The following is a 22981-nucleotide window of genomic DNA, read 5'->3' on the forward strand; positions in this document are numbered from 1 at the left end:
CTGGCGATGGCTTTAAAAAGCAATGCGACCATAATTTCGTATAGGACACATAACGGAAATGATAGGACAAAATAAGTACCTAACAGAAGTCTATTCATCCCCACCTATTTTTCATAGAACTTTGAGGACATAATCTAAAATATGGAAATGTTAATACCGATACCAAAATCCTTTAAAGATGTCTCGTCATTTTAAATTGAATTTGCCAAAGTATTGCAAACATAAAGCAAACATTCACGAATATAAATATGGTAAAATATGGTCGTTGCTAATGTACATTAGAACTACGGAAATAATAGGTCTACTACTTCAGTGAGGATACTAATATTTTACTTTATCAAAAACTGAATATATACTGATATAATTATGCAAACATTAGAAGTACTAACTAAAGAGGACCTAGCACAGCTCAAAATGCAGTTACTAATGGAAATAGAAAACACTGCTGGGCGTGAAGTTGAAGGTCATCCTCCATACAAATGGTTCCGCTGCTGAATGGGTTCGCAGTAAAATCGCTCGTCAGTTTATGAGCATATCTCCAGCAACTATATTCCCTGTTGATACTGTATAAGACCCATAGCGAAGCTGTTTAGTAATTTCCCAACATGCGAATAAATTATCTACTGCAATTATTCGTATATTGTCCCTAACAAAAAATAACTGGATTCAATGAGACCAAAAGAGCTAGTAGAACGATGGATTGAATTATTTAATGCGGGAGATGCAGATAAGATATCTGAATTATATCATTTGGATGCTATCAATCACCAAGTAGCCAACACCCCAGTTGAAGGTAAAGCTGCTATTCAAGAAATGTTTTCGGCTGAATTCATTAATGCTGAAATGACATGTATTCCTGAAAATATTTTCGAAGATGGTGATTGGGCAATATTGGAATGGAAAGATCCCCTTGGGTTAAGAGGCTGCGGCTTTTTTAATGTGATCGACGGGAAAATTAAATTTCAACGAGGCTATTGGGATAAACTTTCATTTTTGAAAATGCATAATCTTCCAATCCCAATTGAATAACCCAGGATAGATTATCAAGCAGTTAGAAATGATGTAAACCCATACTCGATCCCTACCAAATTCGCTATTGCAACAAAGTCACGTTTTGGTTTTCTTTGCAATCCAAACACCAACTAAAATGTACACTAAAAAACTCACCAATACGGATAAAAATAATTGGAAGTAAGGTACGCATTTGATCAGAACCAAATATTCAAATTTTCAAAATCACAATCCCATGAAGATAACTTAACAGGAATCAAACAAAACGAATAAAATCGTAACAACCTTATTTTCAACTACATAAAAATAAAATATTGTCGATATCATTATAAAAATAGTGTGGATAGCCTACCAGCGAGTTCACTGAAGGAGACAACTATTTGATAGTTGTCTCTCTTTTTTTACACATAAAAACTCTATATCAAATTTTTACAGCCTGATATTTTATAGTTTGAATTTTTTGATGTGAAATCTCTAGTCCATTTGAAACAGACAGCCTAAAAGTGTTCTATCAGAGATTTCATCGTTATTGAAGCGTAGTTTGAAGTCTCATTAACGTTCCAGCATTTTTTCTCTTTTGGCTTATTGTAATTTTTTGATACTAAATATAGTAATTCCAATATAATTTTAGCTTCTTTCTCATTTACCTGAATGCCAGTTTTAGCCAGAATAATAATTGCTTGTTCAACTGAAACATTCTTATCAATAAAATTCATTTTTCTTATTTGTTTTTCGGTTACTTTTTTTTAATAATATTTTTGAAAATGCTTGATTCAAGTCCAAAGAAGATCTCCTGTTTGATAATCAATATCAACTGGTGGAATAAGATTCACAAGGCTTTAACCGGACCTCATTACTATCTCTATGATAACAGTGCTTCCATCCGACAAGAAAAAAACAGCGGATTTTACGAAGTATCAATAGTATTAATTAAAAAACAAGCGCTGCCGTATAGCAACGCTTATGTCATTTTTGTGTTATTAGAATATACGCCTGTTGTGTTAATAGATATGATTAATACTAGTAATTTTAATCAACTTTCTTAACTTTATTTAGGTTAAGGGGTTTACATTAAATCTTATTTTCCAGTTTTTTTATCTGTGCCTCCAGCTGCTCATACTCTACCTGTAGCTCCTGCGCAGATTTTATAAGCACTGGAATTAGCCTGCTGTAATCAACCTGCCACGGATTGACTTTTTCATCATCTCCGCCTGGAGTAACAGCCTGTGGATATATTTTATAAAGTTCCTGCGCTAAAACGCCGGTTGATAATGCCTTTTTTTCATCTGCTTTGTAATTGTAGTCGTATATCCCTATTTTCTTTAATGTTGATAAACCAAATTGAGAAGGACGAATATTTTCCTTGAGACGCATATCTGAAGTGGTACTATAAAGTATCCCCGTAGCAGAATGCATAATAGAACCAATTCCCAATCCGTTAATACCAAAAATAATCATTGACCCGTCTGTTGAACCCACAGACTTGCTTATGTGCAGAGGTGCACCTGTACCGGAACGCTGTATTCCAACCCAGGCATCTCCACTGGCAGTAGTAAAAGCCTCAAAACCAGTAAAATTAGAAGTACCGTTCCATACTGCTCCTGTTTGGGTTCCGGTTCCGGCCAAAGCCTTGATATTTCCTCTTACATCCAAACGTGCCTGCGGATTGGCTGTATTAAGACCCACAAAACCTGTATTGCCTGATGCCGCTGAGATTACGAAAGTATCACTCAACAAATTGGCATTTGCATCTGAAACCTGCAAACGGATATCAGTAGCTTGATTTCCCCTGAGAAAAGCATATTTATTTCCAGCTACGGAATATCCTAGAATTGTCCGGCCTCCGTTGACAATAATACTTGCCTCTTTATTATAATCTGCTCCGCCCACTGGATCAAATCTGGCAACAATATTAGAAGCTAATGGCTGAGAAATATCTGCATCGGCCTGTACATGAAGCATATTGAGAGGATTGCTGGTCCCTATACCTGTTTTTCCTTCAATGATCAATCCATCCGCAGGCGCCGGAATATTTGAATAACTGCTGCCAACAGAAGCATTTCCATTCACAGTTAAAGTGTTAGCAGGTGTCGTTGTATTAATTCCTACATTACCTGCCTGAGCGAAGGTTATCTTTAGTCCCGCTAATAAAGCGATTAGGAAAAAGTTCTTTTTCATTATTATTAAGTTTAAAATAAAAAGTGATCACGTTTACTACTTTTATGGTAGCTAATTATTTGGTTTTATTTCGCAATTCTGCAATTCTTGTTTTGAGCAGTTTATTTCTTATTTCCAGGTCTTGAATTGATTTTATAAGAATCGGAACAAGCTTACTGTAATCTACCTGCCAGGGTTGTGATTTTTCGTTTTCTCCACCGGGAGTTACTGCCATAGGATAAACCTTATAGAGTTCTTGCGCCAGGACGCCGGTTGATAATTCTTTCTTTTTGTCTGCCTTATAGTTGTAATCGTATATTCCTATGTTCTTCAATGCTGCCAATCCGGATTTGGAAGAACGAATGTTTTCCTTGAGGCGCATATCCGATATAGTATTGTAAAACACAGAAGTATTGTCATGTCTGATAGAGCCGATTCCGACACCATTTATGCTGAAATTAATAAACTCGCCGTCAGTGGTACCTGCAGATTTTGTAAGATGCAATGGAGCTCCTGGACCGGACCGCTGTATACCAACCCAGGCATCGCCACTCACTGCAGTATATGCTTCGAAGCCACTATAATTGGAAGTTCCGCTCCAGACCAGCCCCGTTTGGACACCGTTGTTGGCGAGGGCTTTTATATTATTGAGCCTTACATCGAGGCTTGCCTGGGGAAGGGGCGTATTAATACCTACAAAACCCGTGTTATTATTCGCTCCGGAAATTACAAATGAATCATTAAATAAAACACCTCCGGCATCTACAACCTGCAAGCGTAGATCTGTGCTTTGGTTCCCTCTCAAAAAAGAGTAAGGCTTCCCATTATTTGAATATCCCAGGATTGAACGGCCTCCGTTAATGATAATACTCGCGTCTTTATTAAAATCTGATCCGCCCAAAGGATCGAATCTGGCAATTATGTTAGGAGCGAGTGTTTGGGAAATATCTTCATTTGCCTGTACAGTAAGCATATTATAAGGAGTGCCAGCACCTATTTTGGTACTCCCTGCAATAATACTTCCGTCGGCCGGAGCCGCAGTATTTACATAAGCATTTCCAATAGATAAGTTTCCATTGACAGCGAGTTTGCTTGCCGGAGCGGATGTATTAATCCCTACATTCCCGCTTTGAGCAATTATCAAATAACAACCAGAAAAAACAGCAATAACAGATAATAATTTTTTTCTCATAAATAAAGTGTAAACGATTAATAAATACATCAGAATTGTTTTTGTACAATAAATCATCTAATTTTAGATCATTGCAATGGCTAAAAGCTTTCACAAATATATATCCTCCTCATCATCATTGGAAATAAAAACCATGCGATAATCTTTGCTACCACGTAGAAGTTATTCTACCTTTTTTTAGAATATATTTGCAAAAAGATTAGAAAAAACAGATTTAAAAATTTTGCATGAATAGGTGGGTGTTTATCTTTTTTTTTATTATTGTTCAGGTTCCGTCCCAAAATAGGTCCTCATGGTTTACAATGGATAATGGCCTTCCGCAGAACAGCGTTAAAGACATCGTCAAAGATAAATACGGGTTCATCTGGCTTTCTACAGACAATGGAATTGTTCGGTATGACGGCGCCGGTTTTCTTACTTACCGAAATCTACCTGTTAATAATTTTCATTTTGGAGGATTTTACGGGGATATCCAGCAGGACAATATTATGGTGTACAACGGTTATGAAGAAAATAAAATCCTGATCCACAAAAGGAATCCAAAAGCTATTAAAAAAAAAGATCCGGATACTACCGGCAGGCTTTTCTACCAAGTTGGTTCGCAATGGCTGAGGACCACAGATAACGAACTATTTTCAGATTTTAATTATTTAATAAAAACAGTTTCAGGAGATTATATTATATCCCATCGTACGGTCACTTACACAGATGATAAAACGCAGAAGAAACTTTTACTTTCGTTGGGTAAATCTGACACTTATACTATTTTCCTGTATAAGGATACACTCTATATCACAGATCCTAAAAACAGGAAAATACACCGAATCTTCAAAGGGAATATCATATCAGGAAAAAATCCTGCCCTCTTTAATGATCCGAACACAAAAATATATTGGCAGCAACTTACAGATCAAACTTTTATCGTCCATAATGACTACATTTATTTGGTGAACCATCATAAGAATGAACCTACACTTCAACTTTTAACCCACTACGAAAATTTTGGGAATTACCGGTTCAGATGTATTTTTTATGATGATAAATACAACAGGCTTTATATCGGAAGCTCCGTTAAAGGCTTAAATATCATTCAATTAACACAATTCCATACATCCCAGAAAAAAATTCCATTTGTTGATGACGTGAGTTATTCTTCTCTACCCTTCAGTAAATATACAATTATTGATGCACTCGGTTACGAATATGATAAACATGGCATAGTTAAAGAACATAAATTCGGTTCCAATGAAAAATACTATATGCTGTATGATGACGACGAAAATATAATGTATAAGCGCCAAAATACGATTGTAAGGAGACATAAGTCTTCGGGCTATACAACAGCTGATACTATTTTATTTAAAGGAAAAAGTTCCAACGGCTTTTTCAAAAGCTCAGGTCTGTATGGTATTTCTGAAACTGATTATATAAATTCTTCTTTGCATCTCTTTTCAGACAGTAATCTTAAAAAAGCGAAATTCAGTTTTCAATATCAGGGGATCATCAATGATTTCATTAAATTTAATAATCATGACCTTTTAATAGGTTCTACTTATGGGCTTTATCTGACGTCTTTAGATACGGGAAAAACGGTGCTAATCAAAAAAATCAGCGTAAAAAATATCGTAAAAACCAGAGACGGAAATATGTGGATTATGACAAATAAAGACGGTTTTTTTTTGCTGAAAGAAAAGAAACTATTCAAAATGCCGTTGGATGAGCAGCATTATCTGGGGTCCGCACATGATATTCTTGATGATTCTTTCGGGTATTACTGGATATCTTCCAATAACGGCCTTTTCAAAATACCAAGACGACAGCTTCTAAACTCTGTTGAGAACAATTCCCGTGCTTTATATTATCGCTTCACTAAAAGTGGCGGCTTATTAACCAATGAATTCAACGGCGGTTCTGTACCCAATGCGCATCTACTTCCCAACAAAGAAATGGTTTTTCCTTCCATGGAAGGGTTTGTTTTTTTTGATCCCGTACAGGTCCGCACCTACTATCCTGAAAAAAACACCACCTTTATAGAGCGTATAAGAATTGGCGGGGAAAAAATTATTCCTTTTCATCAAAATATCGTCCTTGAAAATGATTATAAATCAGCGGAGATTTTCATTGACCTTCCTTATTATGCAGATCCTGCAAACCTTAGAATTGAAGCCCGAATTGATAACCACGATCAGAAATGGGAAAAGATAGAAGCCGGAAATCAAAGGAAATATACCTTAAGAAGTCTGGGCCCCGGAAAATACACCTTAAGCATCAGAGTTTTACTATCTCCCAACGGCGAATATGAGTATCAAACGATAACGTTTGAAATTAAGCCGCTTTTCTACCAGACGAAATTTTTTAAGATCGTTCTGTTTTTAGTTTTATCTTTAATAGTGGTACTTATTATCCTAAAGACTACAAAATTTATAAGGAAAAAAAATAAAGTTCTTAAAAGAACAGTATCCCACATGAGCATGGAGCTGAAGGAGACCTCTCAGGATCTGGAAAATGCAAAAAAACGGATACAGAAGGAATCTGAATATCAAAAAAAGTTTTTAGAGGCAGTTAATCACGATATTACCACACCTGTCAAATTTATTGCAATGCTCGCTGAAAAATTAAATAAAGAAGAAGATACACAGGTTCAAAAAGAATATTTTGAAGGAATTCACCAAACCTCTGAAGAATTGTATAAATTTACATTAAACTTGAAAGAATACAATAATTTATATACAACCAGCCAAACATTTGAAGAAACCGGGCTTTTACTGAATGAAGTACTTGAATCCAAGCAAAGACTATTTGATATTATAGCAAAGAAAAAAAATAACCACATCGAAATTCTTAATAAAAATGATATCCGGTACTTTGTCAATAAAGGTATAATCGCTTGTATTATTCACAACATCATTGATAATGCTGTCAAATATTCCAGCAATAGTACTATTACAATTTCTTCTGAACAGACTGAGGAAAATATTGTATTAAAAATAGCAGATACCGGAAATGGAATGACCGAGAAACAGCTCCAGTATTATAACGCCATCTACTGGGATACCGATGATAAAAAAATGCAAGCCAAAGATTCTGGTCTTGGTCTTCATATGGTTATACACCTCATCAAAAAAATTAATGCTGAAATACATTTCACAAAAAACACTCCTAAGGGAACCGTCGTTGAAATAAACTTGAAGAATAAAAACTAATTAATTTATGAAAGGAAAAATTCTCATTGCTGATGACCACGCTGTTGTGCGTTTGGGAACAAAAGCAGTATTAAATTCAGAATATCCTGACATTGAAGTTGATCTGGCTGCTGATTATGATGCTGTAAAAGAAATACTGCAAGGTAATAATTACCGTCTTATTCTCCTGGATATCAATATGCCAGGAGCTCCGTTAACAGAAATGATACCGGAAATTAAGCGTTTACAACCCAACATACGGATACTTATCTTTTCAGGATATGATCAGGATATTGCTCTTCAGTATATAAGGAAAGGAGCTGAAGGATATCTGAACAAACAATGCAGTGAAAATGATCTTAAACACGCAGTTCATACCATTTTGAATACGGGTTATTACTATCCTGTAGAACTTATTCCTGTAATTATAAACAGTAAGGAAGAAAAAAAAGGTGTACAAGCTCTTACAGCTCGCGAATTTCAGATTTTTGAGTTTCTTGCCAACGGATATGGTAATCTGGAAATATCGAATATATTGGATATTCAGATCACTACAATCAGTACGTTTAAAAAGAAAATTTTCCGGAAACTTGGTGCCAGCAATGTTGTTGAATTAAGCAAGATTTACGCTAAAATACATTAACGACCTGTTAACAGCTGCCCTACGGATTTGCTTGTTGCCGTTTATTATTGAATGCACAAACATAGAACTTTATCTGAAGTAAAGTATTTTCATAGGTATTAAATGCGATACCTAAAATTCGAAGGGCCGATTCAGGTTTTCGGGAAACTGTATTAAATTCTGTCTTAACAAAATCATTGAAAAATGTGAAGGATGCTCTACAAGCATCCTTCTTTATTATGGCCAAACCTGTCTGAGGTTGGTATATCACCTCTGTTATCATTAAAATGTTCTATCTTTCACAAAACACTATCAAAAGTTACTGATTTGCACGACCGCGGCAGTATAATCTACCCAAATGGTGCAGGAACTGTGATCATACAGAAAGTATAGACAATAGCGACAGGTCCATAAATCAGCTTCTTTTACCCACACCATCCTTAATTATCTTTCATCCTCTTACAACAGCTAACTTGCCTGAAATATTATTATATTTGTCAGAACATCATTTTAAACAAATTACCATTGAATTCTAATCGAATAAGAGCTTATCAAGCTATTTTATTTCTCATCATCCTACACCTGTTCACTTTAGGAAAAAGCCAGAAAATATCCGAAGAACAATTAAAGAGCGAATTACACCAGATACAAAACAAGATCGGCAGCACAAGTGTCGTAAACAGCACTATAAAACAGCTGGAAAAAAGCTACAGAACAGCAAAGGAAAATAAATACAATGTTGCCTTTTCCATTGGTACTGAACTGATGAGAACATATTCAACATTGAATAATGCGGAGAAAGTCATAGAAGTATCAACGGACCTGGAAAGTCTTATCAATGAAGATTCATCTCCACAGGAAGTATCTAATATGTATAAGATGAAGGCGGGTTCATTGGGAGATTTGGGGTTTCTGGAAGATTCCCACAAAGCATACCAGGCTTCAAAAAAATATTTGGGAAAAATCAAGGACAATGATGTTCGTCATTATTACAGCAGCTTATTTTATTCCAACTATTCCGGTTATTTTGATCAGAGCAAAAAACAACCGGACTCCGTACACCTATACCTCATAAAAGGGTTAAACGAGGCAGAAAAAATATCCGAAAAAAAGTCCAGTATATCACTAGGAAAGAAATATGATTTGATTGTTTCCATACAGGCAAACCTAACATTGTATTATTTATGGATCATTCAGCCCGCCGAGCCAAGGACGGCAGAGACCTATCTTTTAAAATCATTGAAGATTGCAGAAAACAGGAAAATAAGCTCACTCAATGAAATGAACCTATACAGAACCGCAGGTAATTTCTATTTTGACCAAAAAAATAACGACAAGGCCATACACTACGCCCAGAAAGGCTTAGAACTGGAGCGGAAAATTTCATCTCCTTCCGGCCGGGAAATTTTCTACGAAATCTTAACGGAGGCCTATTTGGCTAAAAATAATACTATTGAGGGAAAAAAATACAATGAACTTCTTACAAACCTCAGGGACAGTATTAGAATTGCAGAAAAACATTCGGTGAATAAAGTTACCACAGCAATAAAAAAAGAAAAGGATAAAGAAAAAAATAACATCCTCAGAAACTACTTCTATGTATTCTTCATTTTAATAATGCTGGGATGTGGCGGTATTTGGTACTATTGGAAAAACAGGAATAAAGTCCTACAACAGAGATTTCAGGAACTCATTACAAAAATAAAGCATGAGTCAGAAAACCGAAAGGATGAAATGGATAAGGATGGAGAAAAAGCAATAAAAGCTCCAAATATAATTGCTGAGGAAACAGTCAATCAACTATTGAGTAAGATATCCAAATTTGAAAAAAGAGAGAAATACCTAAAAAGCGATATTACAATAGCCAGCATGGCAAGTAATTTTGGCACCAATACAAAATATCTTTCAGAAGTCATAAAATCCTATAAGAACAAGAATTTCAATCATTACATCAACAGCCTTAGAATTGAATACATTACCAGGAAACTGTATGAGGATGCAGTATACAGAAAGTATAAGATAACTTCTTTGGCAGAGTTATGTGGCTATGCCAATCATAGGGTCTTTCAGAATGCATTTAAAAAAGAAACAGGTTTAACCCCCTCGGATTTCATTAACAACCTGAAAAAAGAGACTGAACCGGAAATGCTGTAATACGAAACAATTTGAAGAAGTAGCAGCACCAATACACTGGAAATTTAAAATAGTAATCTTTGAAACAATATCAAACAAAAAAAATCCCGCATTACCGGGATTTTTTTTCTTATATTTAAACTTATTTGATCTCTACAGGAACTGAGATTTTATCCCAATCCATGGTGAATCCATTACTGTTTACTTTATACACTAAAGTTTCCTGTGTTGCTGGTAAAGCTTTTGTTTTTACGTCCACACGTAAAGCATCTTTAGATTCTTCGTATTTATAAGCACCCCACTGTTTTGGCTCTTTATTAAAAATGGCAGTCCAGGTTCCGCTTTTTTTAGGGATCAGGAAGAAGCTATATTTACCTGCAGGCAGCGGTTTACCCTGAACGGTAATATTTTTATCCGTTTCGAAAGTAGTTGCTTCATTGGCACCTGCACGCCAAACCTTATCATAAGCTACTAAATCACCCCATATGGTACGCCCTTTGACAGAAGGACTGCTATAGGCTATGGTAATGGCTGCATCTTTAATTTTTCCTGTAGCAGTAGCCGGAGGGCTGGCAGGTTTTTTAGTGTCCTGTGCAAAGGCATTTACTGACATCGTCATTACAGCAAAAAGTACGGTAACAGATTTGATCATTGTTTTCATAATATTTTTTTGTTTGTTGTTCGTTTACGAATTTACTGCTTTCGGCTTATAAAACAATAAACCAATTGCCGAAAATATAATGACTGCCGCTGCCCCAATGACGTTAAGCCAAAGGAAAGAAACGATATCAAAGTTATAAACGGCAATAACTGTAATTTCTGATAAAATGGCAGCAATAAATACATTGGAGCCGGTGATTTTTTTATAGTAAAAGGCGACCAGAAAAATCCCCAATATCGGGCCGTAGAAAAGAGAACCTAATACATTCACCGCTTCAATAAGGGAACCCATTTGAGTGGCAAACATGGCTACACCGATTGAGAAAATCCCCCAGGCTAGAGTGTGCAGGCGACTGTACTTCAATTCGGTGGCATCATCAGGAATTTCTTTTCTGAATATCAAATGAACATCTTTTAATGAGCAGGCGGCAAGGGAATTCAGCGCTGCGGAAATTGAACCCCAGCTGGCCAGAAAAATAACGGCAAACAGTAAACCGATCATCCCTACAGGCAGGGTATTTTTTACGAAATACAGAAAAATATAATTGGTATCCGTTTTCTCCGCATTATAGTTTGAATGATTGATCGCTTCCTCTACCCTGCCGTGCAATGCTTTCACCTGGGTTTGTGTGTTTTTAAAATCCTGAATTGTTTTTTTGAGTTGGGGAGAATGAGTTTCTTTTAACTTTAAAATTTCTTTCGATTCTGCATTAAATTTTGTTTGCAAATCCTGATGCTCTTCTTCAAAAACCGCAGCCTGTTCAGGTTGTGTTTCCTTTAAATGCTGATAAGAGCGCTCGTTAAAATAAATCGGAGCCGGTTTCAGAGAAAAGAATGCGAAAAGCAAGGCACCGATCAGGAGAATAGAAAACTGCATCGGAATTTTAACCAATCCGTTCAGCAGCAAGCCCATTTTTGCGTTGGTATTGTCTTTCGCAGTAATATACCTCCCGACCTGGCTCTGATCTGTACCGAAGTAAGAAAGCGCCAGAAAAAACCCGCCAATTAAGCCGCTCCAAATATTGTATTTATCTTTCCAATCGAATTCTGTGGTGATTACATTAAGCTTTCCGGATTTCCCTGCCAGATACAGTGCATCCTTCAAACCAATTCCATTCGGCATATTCTGAATAAGCAGATATCCTGCAAAAGCCATTGTTCCCAGAATAATAAGAAACTGTAATTTTTGGGTGTGAGCGATCGCTTTTGCTCCGCCAATATAGGTATAGATCAACAGAATACCACCTGTTAAGACATTGGTTAAATAAATATCCCAGTTTAAAACGCTTGATAAAATGATACTCGGAGCGTAAATGCTGATTCCTGTCGATAAGCCTCTGGAAAACAGGAAAAGCAGTGAAGTGAGTACTCTTGTTTTTTTATCAAAACGGTTTTCCAGATATTCATAGGCAGTATAAACATTTAAGCGCTGAAAAATCGGGATGAAAGTGATACAGATCACAATCATCGCCAAAGGCAGACCAAAGTAATACTGAACGAAACGCATCCCGTCTGTATACGCCTGGCCCGGTGCCGAAAGAAATGTAATGGCACTTGCCTGTGTAGCCATAATACCTATAAGCACAATGTACCAGGGCATTTTATTATCTGCTTTCAGGTAGGATTCGTTGCTTTTTTGGCCACGGCCGATCAATACGCCGTAAATAACCACTGCAACCAGTGTAAAAATAAGAACGGTCCAATCTATAGTACTCATGCCCAGGATTTAGTAAACCAATAATAAAATGCGATCTGGAATACTAATGCAACGGCTAATAGTATGTACCAGGTATTCCAATTTTTAAGTTGCTTGTTCATCAGTTTTTCTGTGCAGATAAAAAGTTAAAAAATAAACGTGCCGCCCCCACATTTCCTGCAGGCAGCTGTCTGAAAAATGCCAACGGGGTATAAATAAAATTACCCTTCCCGTATTGGGCATATAAAGTTGATCCCTGCAAAGGCTCTTCACCTGTATCGTGCATTTCAAAAAGCGGTTCATACGCTGCATCCCATTGAACAGGGAAATAGGCGCCGCGCTCCTGTACCCAGCCTCTAAAATCATCAGCAGTAATTTTGTTCGGAAAGTTCAGTAATTTATGATTTGGATTTAAGAACGTAACCGCAGCATTTTCTTCGGTAACCCTCTTATTGGCAATACTGAAATTGTACATCCCCAATTGGTCTACGGTTGTATCCTGATTGGTGTTATACTGCATCACCAAATTACCTCCGCCTTTTGCATAAGACCATAAAAAAGGCATCCAGCGACCGAGCTTTTTCTCTGTATTATTGGCACGAACACCAAGCACTATGGCATCATACTGCGACAGTTTGTTTTGACTGCCGTTTCCGCCGGTTTCATCTAATTTGCCATAAAAATCTTCGTCTTTCAGGACATCTACCTGAATCCCTGCCATGCGTAGGAACTCAGGAATGAAATCGCCAGCACCTTCTATGTACCCCACTTTTTTAACCTTCGCCTGAATATCGCCTTTCATTACGGTTACCGTGGCAGGCGCAAAATATTGTAAGGAGGGTAAATGCGGATACTGAATTAATATTTGTTTTTTATTATACGTTACTCCATCTGCAACAAAATTGGCATCCAATTGTAAGCGAGATGAATGTATTGCGGCAAGCTTAGCTTTTGGAATAACGTAATCGATGGTAGTATCTTTTCCATTAAGCGAACTTACATCAGCACTGCCTAACCGTTCTCCGTTATACATCAGGTTTACTTTACCGTTACTGAATTTTTTGCTGGAATTAACCTTAAGATCTAAACCCAAATGTAAATCTTCATTTTCTTTGACTAAATAAAGCGGTTGTGTAAATTTCATTTCCAATGCAGGAACAATGCGCAAGGCTTCTACCACATCACCGCGCACCGGGTCTAATTTCTTGAAAGATAAAGGAAGTTGAACCTGAAACTTTTCAGAACCGATTTTTAAACCAACCCAAACATTCAGTGGTGATTTTGCCTCAGGCAAACCGACTAAGGTATCATTCGGAACAGAGAAGGTTGCCGCGTTCGTGGCTGGTTTTGCCAGCCAGTAAGGTTCTGTGAGTGCGGCATCTGCAGGAATCTGAATGTCATGCTGAATGGTAATTAAAGAATCTTTTGACAGTTTTCTGTTGAAGCTTTCTGATTGGCTTAACCATTGTACATTGTCTAAAACGACAGGATTTGCAGCTCTTGAAATTAAATTTAACCTGAAATTGTAATGATCCCCGGCCACCGCTTCAGCCTGATTGGTAACGACCTCACCCATAAACCCGGCACAGCTTAAAATAATATTGTCGAGAGATTTAATTTTATCCTTTTTAAGGTCTCCATCAGGTAGCGCCATGACCTTTTTTCGCAAAGCAAGCAAAGCAGGTAAGCTAAGGTCTGGATTATTGAAATTGAAATCGGAAATAATTTTATCTAACGAATGGTCAATATCAGTGTTTCCTTTTGCGGTCCAGGTTTTAGCTATTCCGTCAAAAAGTGTTGCTTTGGCAGGCTCGCCAGTAACGTGGGCAAAATATTCTGTTCTGATCCCGGCTACAGACTGTGTTCCCGCACCCTGGCTTTTATGTAAACTTCTGCTTAATCCTGCCAGTTCACCATAGCCCATTCCCAGTTGCGCATCATATTGCCCAACAGTAACTTTCAGTTGATTTTCAGCTGTCGTATTGACCCCGCCAAAGCGGAAAGTATTCCACAACATGCGTTTTGGCTGCCATACATTAACATATTTCAGTTGATCCGGGAAAGCCGTTTTATCTCCTGCCAGCTTAAAAGCTTTTTCCGCCACCACGGCCGAAGCCGCATGTTGTCCGTGTCCTGCCGCAGCAGTAGGAGGAAAACGGCAAATGATCACATCAGGACGGAATTGGCGGATGACCCAGACTACATCCGCTGTAATGCTGTCTGCATCCCATTGTTTAAAGGTATCGGCCGTATTTTTAGAGAACCCGAAATCGATCGCCCGGGTAAAAAACTGTTGGGCACCGTCTAACTTTCTTGCCTCTAAAAGCTCATGTGTTCTGATTAAACCCAATGCAGCACCCTGCTCTGTACCTAATAAATTCTGACCGCCATCGCCCCTGGTTAAAGACAGATAGCCCGTTTCTACATTTTGGTCGTTGATTAACCAGGAGAGCAATCCTGTATTTTCATCATCGGGATGAGCCGCAAGGTATAAAACTTTAGGCAGCTGTTTAAGGGTTTTGAGTTCACGGTAAATTTCAGATGATTTTGAGGGCCGAACCTGTTGGGCCGAACAAAAAACCGTATAAAAGCCAAGAATAAATACAGTGCTTACTTTTTTGAACATTTGAATTTGCTTTGCGGGGTAAATATAAGTAAATCGTTTTTCTTTCAACCTTAAAAGAAAAAGCAACACTCTTTTTGCTATGTCAACTTCGATTGTTTTTAATGCTTAAAGTTAAATGGCAAGAAGTTTTATCAACAAGAAAATTTTTATTGACTAGTTTTTAATTCAATTTACTTGTTAAATTTGTTTAACTAATGATTAATTTGCATTAATGGACATACAACAGCTCAAATATTTTCTGGCATTGGCAAAAGAGCTTCATTTCTGGAATACGTCTGCGAAAATGAATATCACACAATCTGCTCTGAGCCGTCACATTCAATCTTTAGAGCGAGAACTGGGTGTTCAGTTGTTTTACCGCGATAAGCGAAATGTGAAGCTTACCCCTGCAGGAAAGTTTTTGCAGGAAAAATGGGGCGAAGAGCTTAGCCAGATGGAGTCTTTTCATCAGTTGGCCAGACAAATTCATTTAGGCGAATCCGGAACGATAAGAATTGCTCATCCCGATTCTATCTCTTCTTCAGTTTTACCTGATTTTATAAAAAAAGTTTCCGTAGCTTTTCCAAATCTTAATCTGGAATTGTTTCAGTTGACAAATGACATCCAGGAAGATTATCTTAAAAATTACAAGATAGATCTGGCATTTTCACGGGATATCAATACGTATTCAGCCATTAATGAAAAGAAATTGTGCCATGAAAATCTATCTTTCGTTGTTCCCGAAAACCATCATTTTAAAACCCTCGCTGATATTTCTGAAGAAACACTGAAAGAGCAAAAATTTCTTCTGACAACAGGCGATGACGGCAGCAGCTACAATGTACTGGTTCAGGAAGTGATCAATTTTTATAAAATCAATCTTGGCTCTTACATTCGCTGTGAGTTTGGATCAACCGTTATTTCATTGATTAAAAACGGATTAGGCATTTCGATTCTGCCGCATTCTTATCATCTTCACCAAAATACCGGAATCCGTTTTATACCCCTTCCCTTTGTTACTGATTTGTACGTCCAATGGCGAAAAGACGACCCTAATCCGATTCTAAAAAATATTCTGGAATTAGTTTAAAACCATTTCTATGTGCGGAATTCCGTCTTCATCGTAAGGCTCTCCTACTTCTTTGAAGCCTAGAGAATTGTAAAATTTCAACAGATACAATTGCGCACTGATTCGAATTGTGGATTCTTTAAGAATCTCTTTACAGTCTTTGACAGAATTTTCCATCAACTGTTTTCCCAGTCCCAATCCTCTATAATCCGAACCGATAACAACACGGCCAATTGAAGCGTCTTCATACGTTAAACCAGGAGGAACAATTCTGGTATATCCCGCCAAATTCCCATCAACTAAACACATCAAGTGGTGGCACTTTAAATCTTTATCATCGATATCCTGATATACACAATTTTGTTCTATAATAAATATTTCGCTTCTTAATTTTAATATTTTGTAAAGTTCAGTAGTGGATAATTCTTCGAATGATTTTACAAAAAATTCAATTTTCAATGTGTCGGTTTTCAAATCCAGTTTCATCATAATATCGGTCTGCTCTTCATTTCCAAGCCTGAAAATATGCTTATCAAATTCTTTAAATCCATTTTTCTTATAAAATCCGATAGCCCGTACATTTTTTTCCCAAACGCCCAACCAAACGTAATCTACTTTCTTTTCTGTAGCAATGGCCATCGCTTTGTCATAAAGAGCCTGCCCCACTTTCTTTCCGTGAAAATCTTTAGAAACATATATCCTTTCAATTTCAAGCGCATTATGACCTTTAATTTCAGTTTGTGAAGAGCCGGTGTTGAGCTTTACATATCCGATAACGTTATGATCTACCCTTGCCAGGTAGAATTCGGAGTTTTTATCGTTCACTTCAGCACTAAGCTTTTCTGTTGCAAAACTTGTTTCAAGATATTGCGCCATACTTTCTTCCTTATTATTCTCAGCGAATGTTTCAGAGAACGTTTTTTTGCCAATCTCCTGTAATGCTGCTATTTCGTTTTCTTTAATTTTTGTTATGCTAATTTCCATTTTCTATACATTCCATTCGTAATTCAACCAATCCTTATTTTCTTTTGCACCAAGACGATGATAGAATCTTTGTCCGGCATTGTTCCAAGGCGCAACGGTCCATTTTATTTGCGAGCAATTGTTTCTTTTCGCTTCGGCTTTCAAAGCATCCATAAGCTGTTCGCCAATTTTCTGACCCCGGTAATTTTTATCTACATAAAGCTCTTTCATATAGATCGCAGGTTTATTTTGTGCCGTGTAAGGAAGAAAATAATACACCAATATTCCTGCAATTTTACCTTCATCTTCTGCAACCCAACAATAAAAATCCGGCGGACTTTTTCTAAAGCCGGATTCTTTTACAGTTTCAGGGGTAATTTCAAAACTGTCAATATATTTTTCGAAAATCGCCAGTTGCTCCATCAAAACCCAGATTTTCTCACTATCGGATTCTATTGCTTTTCTGATAATAATATTTATACTCAACTTAATCAATTTATTGCAGCAAAATTAATGGACTGAATAATGCGAAAAAATGCTATTTTTTGATTATTTGATTTGATTTTTGCATTAAAGAGTTTTCCTATTGGTTGGGTTTATATGGCAATAAAGATTTAAATTATTCTCAGCTGTTTTTGATTGATTACAAAGATTAAACGCAAAGTTTCATTACTAATTCCGCTTTATTGTAAGTGGGCAAGGAAATGATCTTATTTACTAGCTCAAAGTCGGGAAGCCTTTGCGTGGCAGAGAGGAAATCTTCATTCACATGTAAAAAGCTCCCGAAAGAGGCTGAATACATTAGATAGTCGATTATTCGAGTAATCGACTATCTAATGTATGAAAAAATCCCCGGATCTCTCCGGGGACATATACTCTAACAATATATTTTTTTAATATGAATGAAAGGTAATTCCTTCATAAGTCCACCCATTTCCACCAGTACCAAGTTCAGCAAGATTTTTTGTGTAGAAATGACCATTTTTTGAAGATCTGTAATACCTGTAAACAGGAAAGGTTCCGGGTGCTCCTGGTTGTGCAGGCCAGCCTAATTCTTCTCTTAATACATAACCTGATGCCTCTAAGTAAGTTCTATCGTGAATGCTTACAGCTATTACCATATCTAGATTATTTGGATTCACATATAATGCTAAACCATACAAAGTAGTAGGAGCCTTTGAGGTTTTAAATGCCAACCCCTCATTGGACCAATTATGCTGACCAATCGGGCCGGTTTGGGAGCCATAATAATGTTTCATTAGTGAATTGCTATAGTATCTATAAATATAGTTCTGGTCAAATATATCCTTTAAAGAACTATCCTCTTTTTTTGATTGTAAGGACGCAATTGTTTTTTGATTTTCGGCTTGGATCTCAGATTCCTCTCTTCCGCATGATAATAATGTTAATGCACAGACTGATGCAAAAAATAGTTTTTTCATAGTTATATATAGTTTTTAATACGCTGCAATAATACGAAAAATAATACTTTATATCATACATTAGGGAATAATAGAAAAGATAAGTTCCCCTATGCGTCTGGAATCACGCTCTCCTAAATCTCCTGACTTTGGAACAAGTTTAAGGGAAATGATCTTAATCACTAGCTCAAAGACGGGAAACTTTACGCAGCAGAGGAAAAAACAACACGATTTTTGCTGCTAATAAATTAGAATTCCAAGGAAAATATAAAAACCACTTATGTTTTTCTAATTTCATTCCGCGTAAGATAGATATAATTAAGCATGCAAAATGTTGCTATTGCCCCGAAAGTATGCCATAAAAAGTGGGTTCCGAAACTCAGCCATTCCCATTTGTCGGCTATACGGAAGGTCAATGCAAGAACAAACGACAATAAAGCAAAGCCTACCCATTTACCAGCTTTCCATTGGGTATACATCAAATACCTCAATACCGAGAAAAGTACAAATGAGGCCATTATTGCATAATTGACGTTGATAAAAAGAGAAGTATTATTAATTAAAATCCAGTTTCTCAAACCCAACATAAGTACCAGATATCCCAGAACCATTACAACAGCATAGTACCATCTGGTGCTCTGAGCTACAAAATAAAATCCGGCAGATAAACAGAGCAACATAATGGGCATCCAATCCATCATAATAAATATCGGCCATTGTCTGAATGAATGGTAAACAGTTCCCCCTATGGCACCAATATATAATAAAACTAAGCAGTAGGTTAAAAAAGGATATTCTTTAAAATTACCCTTCATTTTAAGGGTCCAAAAAATAGCTATGGCTAAAAATAATACAGCAGTTATTGCATTGAATGGCTCAGGGAAAAACTGAGCCATATCTGTTTCTTTATATAACAGGCCTCCATCCGGAGGTAATGGGTTTATTGGCATTGTCTTTTTTATATTATATTTATATACTTGTTCTAAATATAGAAAAATTATGGTATTAAATAGAAGGCAAAATTCTATACAATGGACGCTTAAAAAACAGGCACGAAAATCTCGTACCAGACTTATGGATTACAATATAAACTGAAATATGAGAATTGCAATAATCGGCGCTCACAAAGTCGGTAAAACCACATTGGCAGAAGAACTTCTGGAGAACCTTCCCGGATACACCCTTGAAGTAGAGCCCTATTACCAGATGGAGTCTTCAGGGTATGAATTTTCGGAAGAACCTCATCCTGACGATTTTCTTGAACAATTTAATTATTCAGCCAAACTGGTCTTCAAAAGCGGAGATGATGTCATATTTGACAGATGTGTCATTGATATCTTAGCTTATCTTCATGTTCTTGATTCTGGTCGAAATATCCAGTTTCTCTTTGAAAAAGTTCAAACCATCATCGATGAAATTGATGTTTTTGTTTTTGTCCCTGTTGAAGAACCCGATCTGATATCCAACCATCAGATAGAGCTGCCAAAACTCAGGCATAAGGTTAATGAGTTGCTTTATGACTGGATTGAAGATCTTGGAATAAAGGTCATTAAAGTAAGCGGAACTTCATCGAACCGAAAAGATCAGGTGCTGACCGGAATTTTATCCTAGGATCTGAGGGGAGTAACTTCTGTAAGGCTTAAAAAAGGTTACAGGTTTGAATCCTGTCGAGGTTAGTTTAAGAGACCATCATTGACAGCTGTCAACTCTTAAAAAATGAGAGCAGAAATAATCTACTCTGATTGAATACCTGTTGAAACATTTTTCAAAATGTGTGAAACGAGAAAAATTAGTTTATCTAATTTTTTTAAACTTATAAATGAATAATCCTGACGAGAGTTGGGATTTTTTGTGACGAAATTTAGGAATCTTTAAGAAGTTCCGTGAAAATACGGATTGAAAATTTTGAGATAGCTTATATTTTTGTTGTTTACGGAAAGTCGTAAGATATTATAAATTATCATTGATAAATTTGACTTAGTTAACAACAAAACATTAATATTATGGCACTTAAACCAGGACCTAAAAGAACAGCAATATCAACTGGCAAACCAGATCAACGCCAACGCGATAATAAGGAAACACCAGGAAATACGCCTTCTTTAAAACCACCTAAGAAACCGCAAGGTAAATAAACCATATCTTGTACCAAACCCCAGCTTTTGTTGGGATTTTTTATTATAAGAATTTATTCTTCCTTTTTTTAATAATATTCAGTAAAAATTTCCTCGGCTTCTGACACCTCTTGCTTTTATTTTTTTTAAAAACCTGAAATTAAGTCCTTTATATTTAAACTCATCTATTCTCTCAATTAAAGAGTCATAATTTTTAAGATATGATAAGACATATATTATTACGCAAAAAGAATGCGCAGGCTTTTATTTACTTTGCAATGTAAGTTAAAAAAACAAGCTACTTTCTATTTTTATACCTTAAACTTAAATATTAAAAAACCTAATCATGTCAAGAATTGAGTTTGAAAATCATATTAAAAGATTGGTATTCTTTATGGAGAACTTAGTTCAAAAACGCACATTGATTCTTCACAATTTCCAAATCATTTCTATGTAAATCTTAAAAATAAAGAAGACGCTGGGGTTATTCTTAGGTCTAGAGAAAAAACATTTTTAATATGTCATCGAGCTTTAATTATGCTTGATTTATATGCATGCGTTTTTGAACATATATTCTATAACGATATCGAAAATTTTTCATGTATAAAAAAGAACAAAACTCCTTTAAAAAAGAGAGAAACAAGAAATTACATCAATGTCTTTGGAAAGAATTACAGTAGACTTATGAAAAAAAAATCGCAAAAGACAACTAACTTTGAAGCAAGTTTAAAGGAAATGATCTTATTTACCAGCTCAATGCAGCAAAAATCAAAACAAAAAATCCCAGCTTTTTCGTTGGGATTTGTTTAAACAAACAACCTACAATTCTATCCTTGCAGGATTTACATTATTTTTTTACCAGCTCCACTCTACGGTTTTGCGCCTTCCCTTCTTCAGAACTATTATCTCCATTTAGCATTTGGATAAAATCATCTATACTTCTTTAGGCTTTCCTATTTAAATATTAAATTGCACCTACTTTAAAAACCCATGGACAAATACAGCTTTTTGGAAGTAGCAGCGCTTATAGGGATATTTTTGGTGCTGTTTCTTGCCTTATTTTTGTTTACTGTTAAAACAAAATATAAATTAAGAAATCGCCTTCTCGCTTTCTTTCTTTTTACAAATGCTGTAGATGCATTAAAATTTCTGATGCGTGATTTCCCGGTTAATTTCATCAATCTCGAGGCGTTTCGCTGGAGTATTAACTATTTGGTTCCGGCATCGTTTTATCTCTATGTATTGTCCGTTTGTTTTTCCAACTTTCGATTAAAACCGAAACATTTATGGCACACCATTCCATTTATTACTTTCAATTTGTATATGGCGTATGGGATTTATTTTGAAGGCAGAGCTTCGAAAGTGAGTTTCATCAATGCTTTGAGCGAATCACCTATCATGCAGTTTTTTCATATCCTTTTCGAAGTTCTATTTCAGGTTTATTTTATTGCTTCATTTTTGGTGATTAGAAAATCTAAAACTATCTATCTCGAGAATTATACAAATCCGGATATCTCTATCCTAAATGCACTTTATAAAATAACAATTCTATATTATGTTTTACATTTTATAGTCCTTATAAGATGGCTGGTTACTTTTATCTTTGGGATGGGCGATATCCGGGCCTGGATTGTAACCCTTGATGGGTTTGCGTTTTTATTCTGCACCTGCTGGTATCTATTTGTTGCGTTAAACAAACCTGAATTTTTCAGGGGAGTGAATTCCGACCTGAAACCTATTAAAGAAGTTATTCCGAAACAGAAAACCAACCCTTTAACAGTTGAGGAAAAAAATAAGGAAATCCAATTTTTAAAAGATTTTATGGTGGAAAAAGAACCTTACCTGGATTCGTCATTAACTATTCAGGACTTATCTGAGCAGGTAAAAATTCCCGTAAAAGATTTATCTACTCTGATTAACCTGTATATGGATAAACACTTTTTCGATTTCGTGAATGAATATAGAATTGAAAAAGCAATGCAGATCCTGAAAGATCCTTCTCAAAAAGAACTGACTGTTTTGGAAATTTTGTACCAGGTTGGCTTTAATTCCAAATCTTCGTTTAATACTTCTTTCAAAAAATATACGGGAAAAACGCCAACAGATTTTAGAAAACAAACTTTGTAAAATCCGATTTTTTCCGGAAAATGAGTTCG

General features: G+C 36.2%; 18 protein-coding genes. 8 read left to right on the forward strand and 10 right to left on the reverse strand.

Annotated elements, in window-relative coordinates; all coding sequences use genetic code 11:
* Positions 1-669: 669 nt before the first annotated feature.
* Positions 670-1029, forward strand: a complete 360-nt coding sequence (locus tag MP477_RS04465; protein WP_257189318.1) for a nuclear transport factor 2 family protein — start codon at positions 670-672, stop codon at positions 1027-1029.
* 479 nt (positions 1030-1508) lie between these two features.
* Here MP477_RS04465 and MP477_RS04470 read toward each other — a convergent pair whose 3' ends face one another.
* The 3 genes from MP477_RS04470 to MP477_RS04480 all read right to left on the reverse strand — a co-directional run bounded on the left by MP477_RS04470 (position 1509) and on the right by MP477_RS04480 (position 4360).
* The gene (locus MP477_RS04470) at positions 1509-1727 is read right to left on the reverse strand and encodes a PTS sugar transporter subunit IIBC (RefSeq protein WP_257189319.1); all 219 of its coding nucleotides are present in this window, start codon (positions 1725-1727) and stop codon (positions 1509-1511) included.
* A 355-nt stretch (positions 1728-2082) separates the two neighbouring features.
* Positions 2083-3189: a tail fiber domain-containing protein gene (locus MP477_RS04475; protein ID WP_257189320.1), complete on the reverse strand. Its 1107-nt coding sequence runs from the start codon at positions 3187-3189 to the stop codon at positions 2083-2085.
* A 55-nt stretch (positions 3190-3244) separates the two neighbouring features.
* On the reverse strand, positions 3245-4360 hold the full coding sequence (locus MP477_RS04480) for a tail fiber domain-containing protein (RefSeq protein WP_257189321.1): 1116 nt from the start codon (positions 4358-4360) through the stop codon (positions 3245-3247).
* A 227-nt stretch (positions 4361-4587) separates the two neighbouring features.
* Between MP477_RS04480 and MP477_RS04485 the strand changes: the two genes are divergently transcribed.
* From MP477_RS04485 to MP477_RS04495, 3 genes are all read left to right on the forward strand, one after another.
* The gene (locus MP477_RS04485; RefSeq protein ID WP_257189322.1) at positions 4588-7563 is read left to right on the forward strand and encodes an ATP-binding protein; all 2976 of its coding nucleotides are present in this window, start codon (positions 4588-4590) and stop codon (positions 7561-7563) included.
* A gap of 7 nt (positions 7564-7570) precedes the next feature.
* The gene (locus tag MP477_RS04490) at positions 7571-8185 is read left to right on the forward strand and encodes a response regulator transcription factor (RefSeq protein ID WP_257189323.1); all 615 of its coding nucleotides are present in this window, start codon (positions 7571-7573) and stop codon (positions 8183-8185) included.
* Positions 8186-8689: 504 nt separating this feature from the next.
* Positions 8690-10318, forward strand: coding sequence for an AraC family transcriptional regulator (locus tag MP477_RS04495; RefSeq protein WP_257189324.1), 1629 nt, complete (start codon positions 8690-8692; stop codon positions 10316-10318).
* Positions 10319-10439: 121 nt separating this feature from the next.
* Here MP477_RS04495 and MP477_RS04500 read toward each other — a convergent pair whose 3' ends face one another.
* The 3 genes from MP477_RS04500 to MP477_RS04510 all read right to left on the reverse strand — a co-directional run bounded on the left by MP477_RS04500 (position 10440) and on the right by MP477_RS04510 (position 15279).
* On the reverse strand, positions 10440-10958 hold the full coding sequence (locus MP477_RS04500) for a DUF2911 domain-containing protein (RefSeq protein WP_257189325.1): 519 nt from the start codon (positions 10956-10958) through the stop codon (positions 10440-10442).
* A 24-nt stretch (positions 10959-10982) separates the two neighbouring features.
* Positions 10983-12674, reverse strand: a complete 1692-nt coding sequence (locus tag MP477_RS04505) for a sodium:solute symporter (RefSeq protein WP_257189326.1) — start codon at positions 12672-12674, stop codon at positions 10983-10985.
* 100 nt (positions 12675-12774) lie between these two features.
* Positions 12775-15279 carry a PIG-L family deacetylase gene (locus MP477_RS04510; protein ID WP_257189327.1) on the reverse strand — a complete coding sequence of 835 codons (2505 nt, stop codon included), beginning with the start codon at positions 15277-15279 and terminating at the stop codon, positions 12775-12777.
* Between the two features lie 211 nt (positions 15280-15490).
* On the opposite strand from MP477_RS04510, the gene MP477_RS04515 reads away from it, so the two are divergent.
* Positions 15491-16348 carry a LysR family transcriptional regulator gene (locus tag MP477_RS04515; protein ID WP_257189328.1) on the forward strand — a complete coding sequence of 286 codons (858 nt, stop codon included), beginning with the start codon at positions 15491-15493 and terminating at the stop codon, positions 16346-16348.
* On the opposite strand, the gene MP477_RS22740 is transcribed toward MP477_RS04515, so the two are convergent.
* From MP477_RS22740 to MP477_RS04540, 4 genes are all read right to left on the reverse strand, one after another.
* Complete coding sequence (locus MP477_RS22740; RefSeq protein ID WP_306552710.1) at positions 16340-17311, reverse strand: GNAT family N-acetyltransferase; 972 nt, start codon at positions 17309-17311, stop codon at positions 16340-16342. The genes MP477_RS04515 and MP477_RS22740 overlap by 9 nt on opposite strands.
* Positions 17312-17314: 3 nt before the next feature.
* Entirely contained in the window at positions 17315-17776 is a 462-nt protein-coding gene (locus tag MP477_RS04530) for a GNAT family N-acetyltransferase (protein WP_257189329.1), read from the reverse strand.
* Between the two features lie 407 nt (positions 17777-18183).
* Positions 18184-18732 (reverse strand): hypothetical protein, encoded by a 549-nt coding sequence (locus MP477_RS04535; protein ID WP_257189330.1) that lies wholly within the window; start codon positions 18730-18732, stop codon positions 18184-18186.
* A gap of 257 nt (positions 18733-18989) precedes the next feature.
* On the reverse strand, positions 18990-19661 hold the full coding sequence (locus MP477_RS04540; protein ID WP_257189331.1) for a hypothetical protein: 672 nt from the start codon (positions 19659-19661) through the stop codon (positions 18990-18992).
* 148 nt (positions 19662-19809) lie between these two features.
* Here MP477_RS04540 and MP477_RS04545 point away from each other — a divergent pair, with 148 nt between their 5' ends.
* The 3 genes from MP477_RS04545 to MP477_RS04555 all read left to right on the forward strand — a co-directional run bounded on the left by MP477_RS04545 (position 19810) and on the right by MP477_RS04555 (position 22952).
* Positions 19810-20322: an ATP-binding protein gene (locus MP477_RS04545; protein ID WP_257189332.1), complete on the forward strand. Its 513-nt coding sequence runs from the start codon at positions 19810-19812 to the stop codon at positions 20320-20322.
* Between the two features lie 392 nt (positions 20323-20714).
* Positions 20715-20846, forward strand: a complete 132-nt coding sequence (locus MP477_RS04550) for a hypothetical protein (RefSeq protein ID WP_257189333.1) — start codon at positions 20715-20717, stop codon at positions 20844-20846.
* Positions 20847-21815: 969 nt separating this feature from the next.
* Positions 21816-22952, forward strand: a complete 1137-nt coding sequence (locus MP477_RS04555) for an AraC family transcriptional regulator (RefSeq protein WP_257189334.1) — start codon at positions 21816-21818, stop codon at positions 22950-22952.
* Positions 22953-22981: the final 29 nt, after the last annotated feature.

The sequence above is a fragment of the Chryseobacterium sp. WG23 genome (genome assembly GCF_024586575.1).
GTDB lineage: Bacteria > Bacteroidota > Bacteroidia > Flavobacteriales > Weeksellaceae > Chryseobacterium.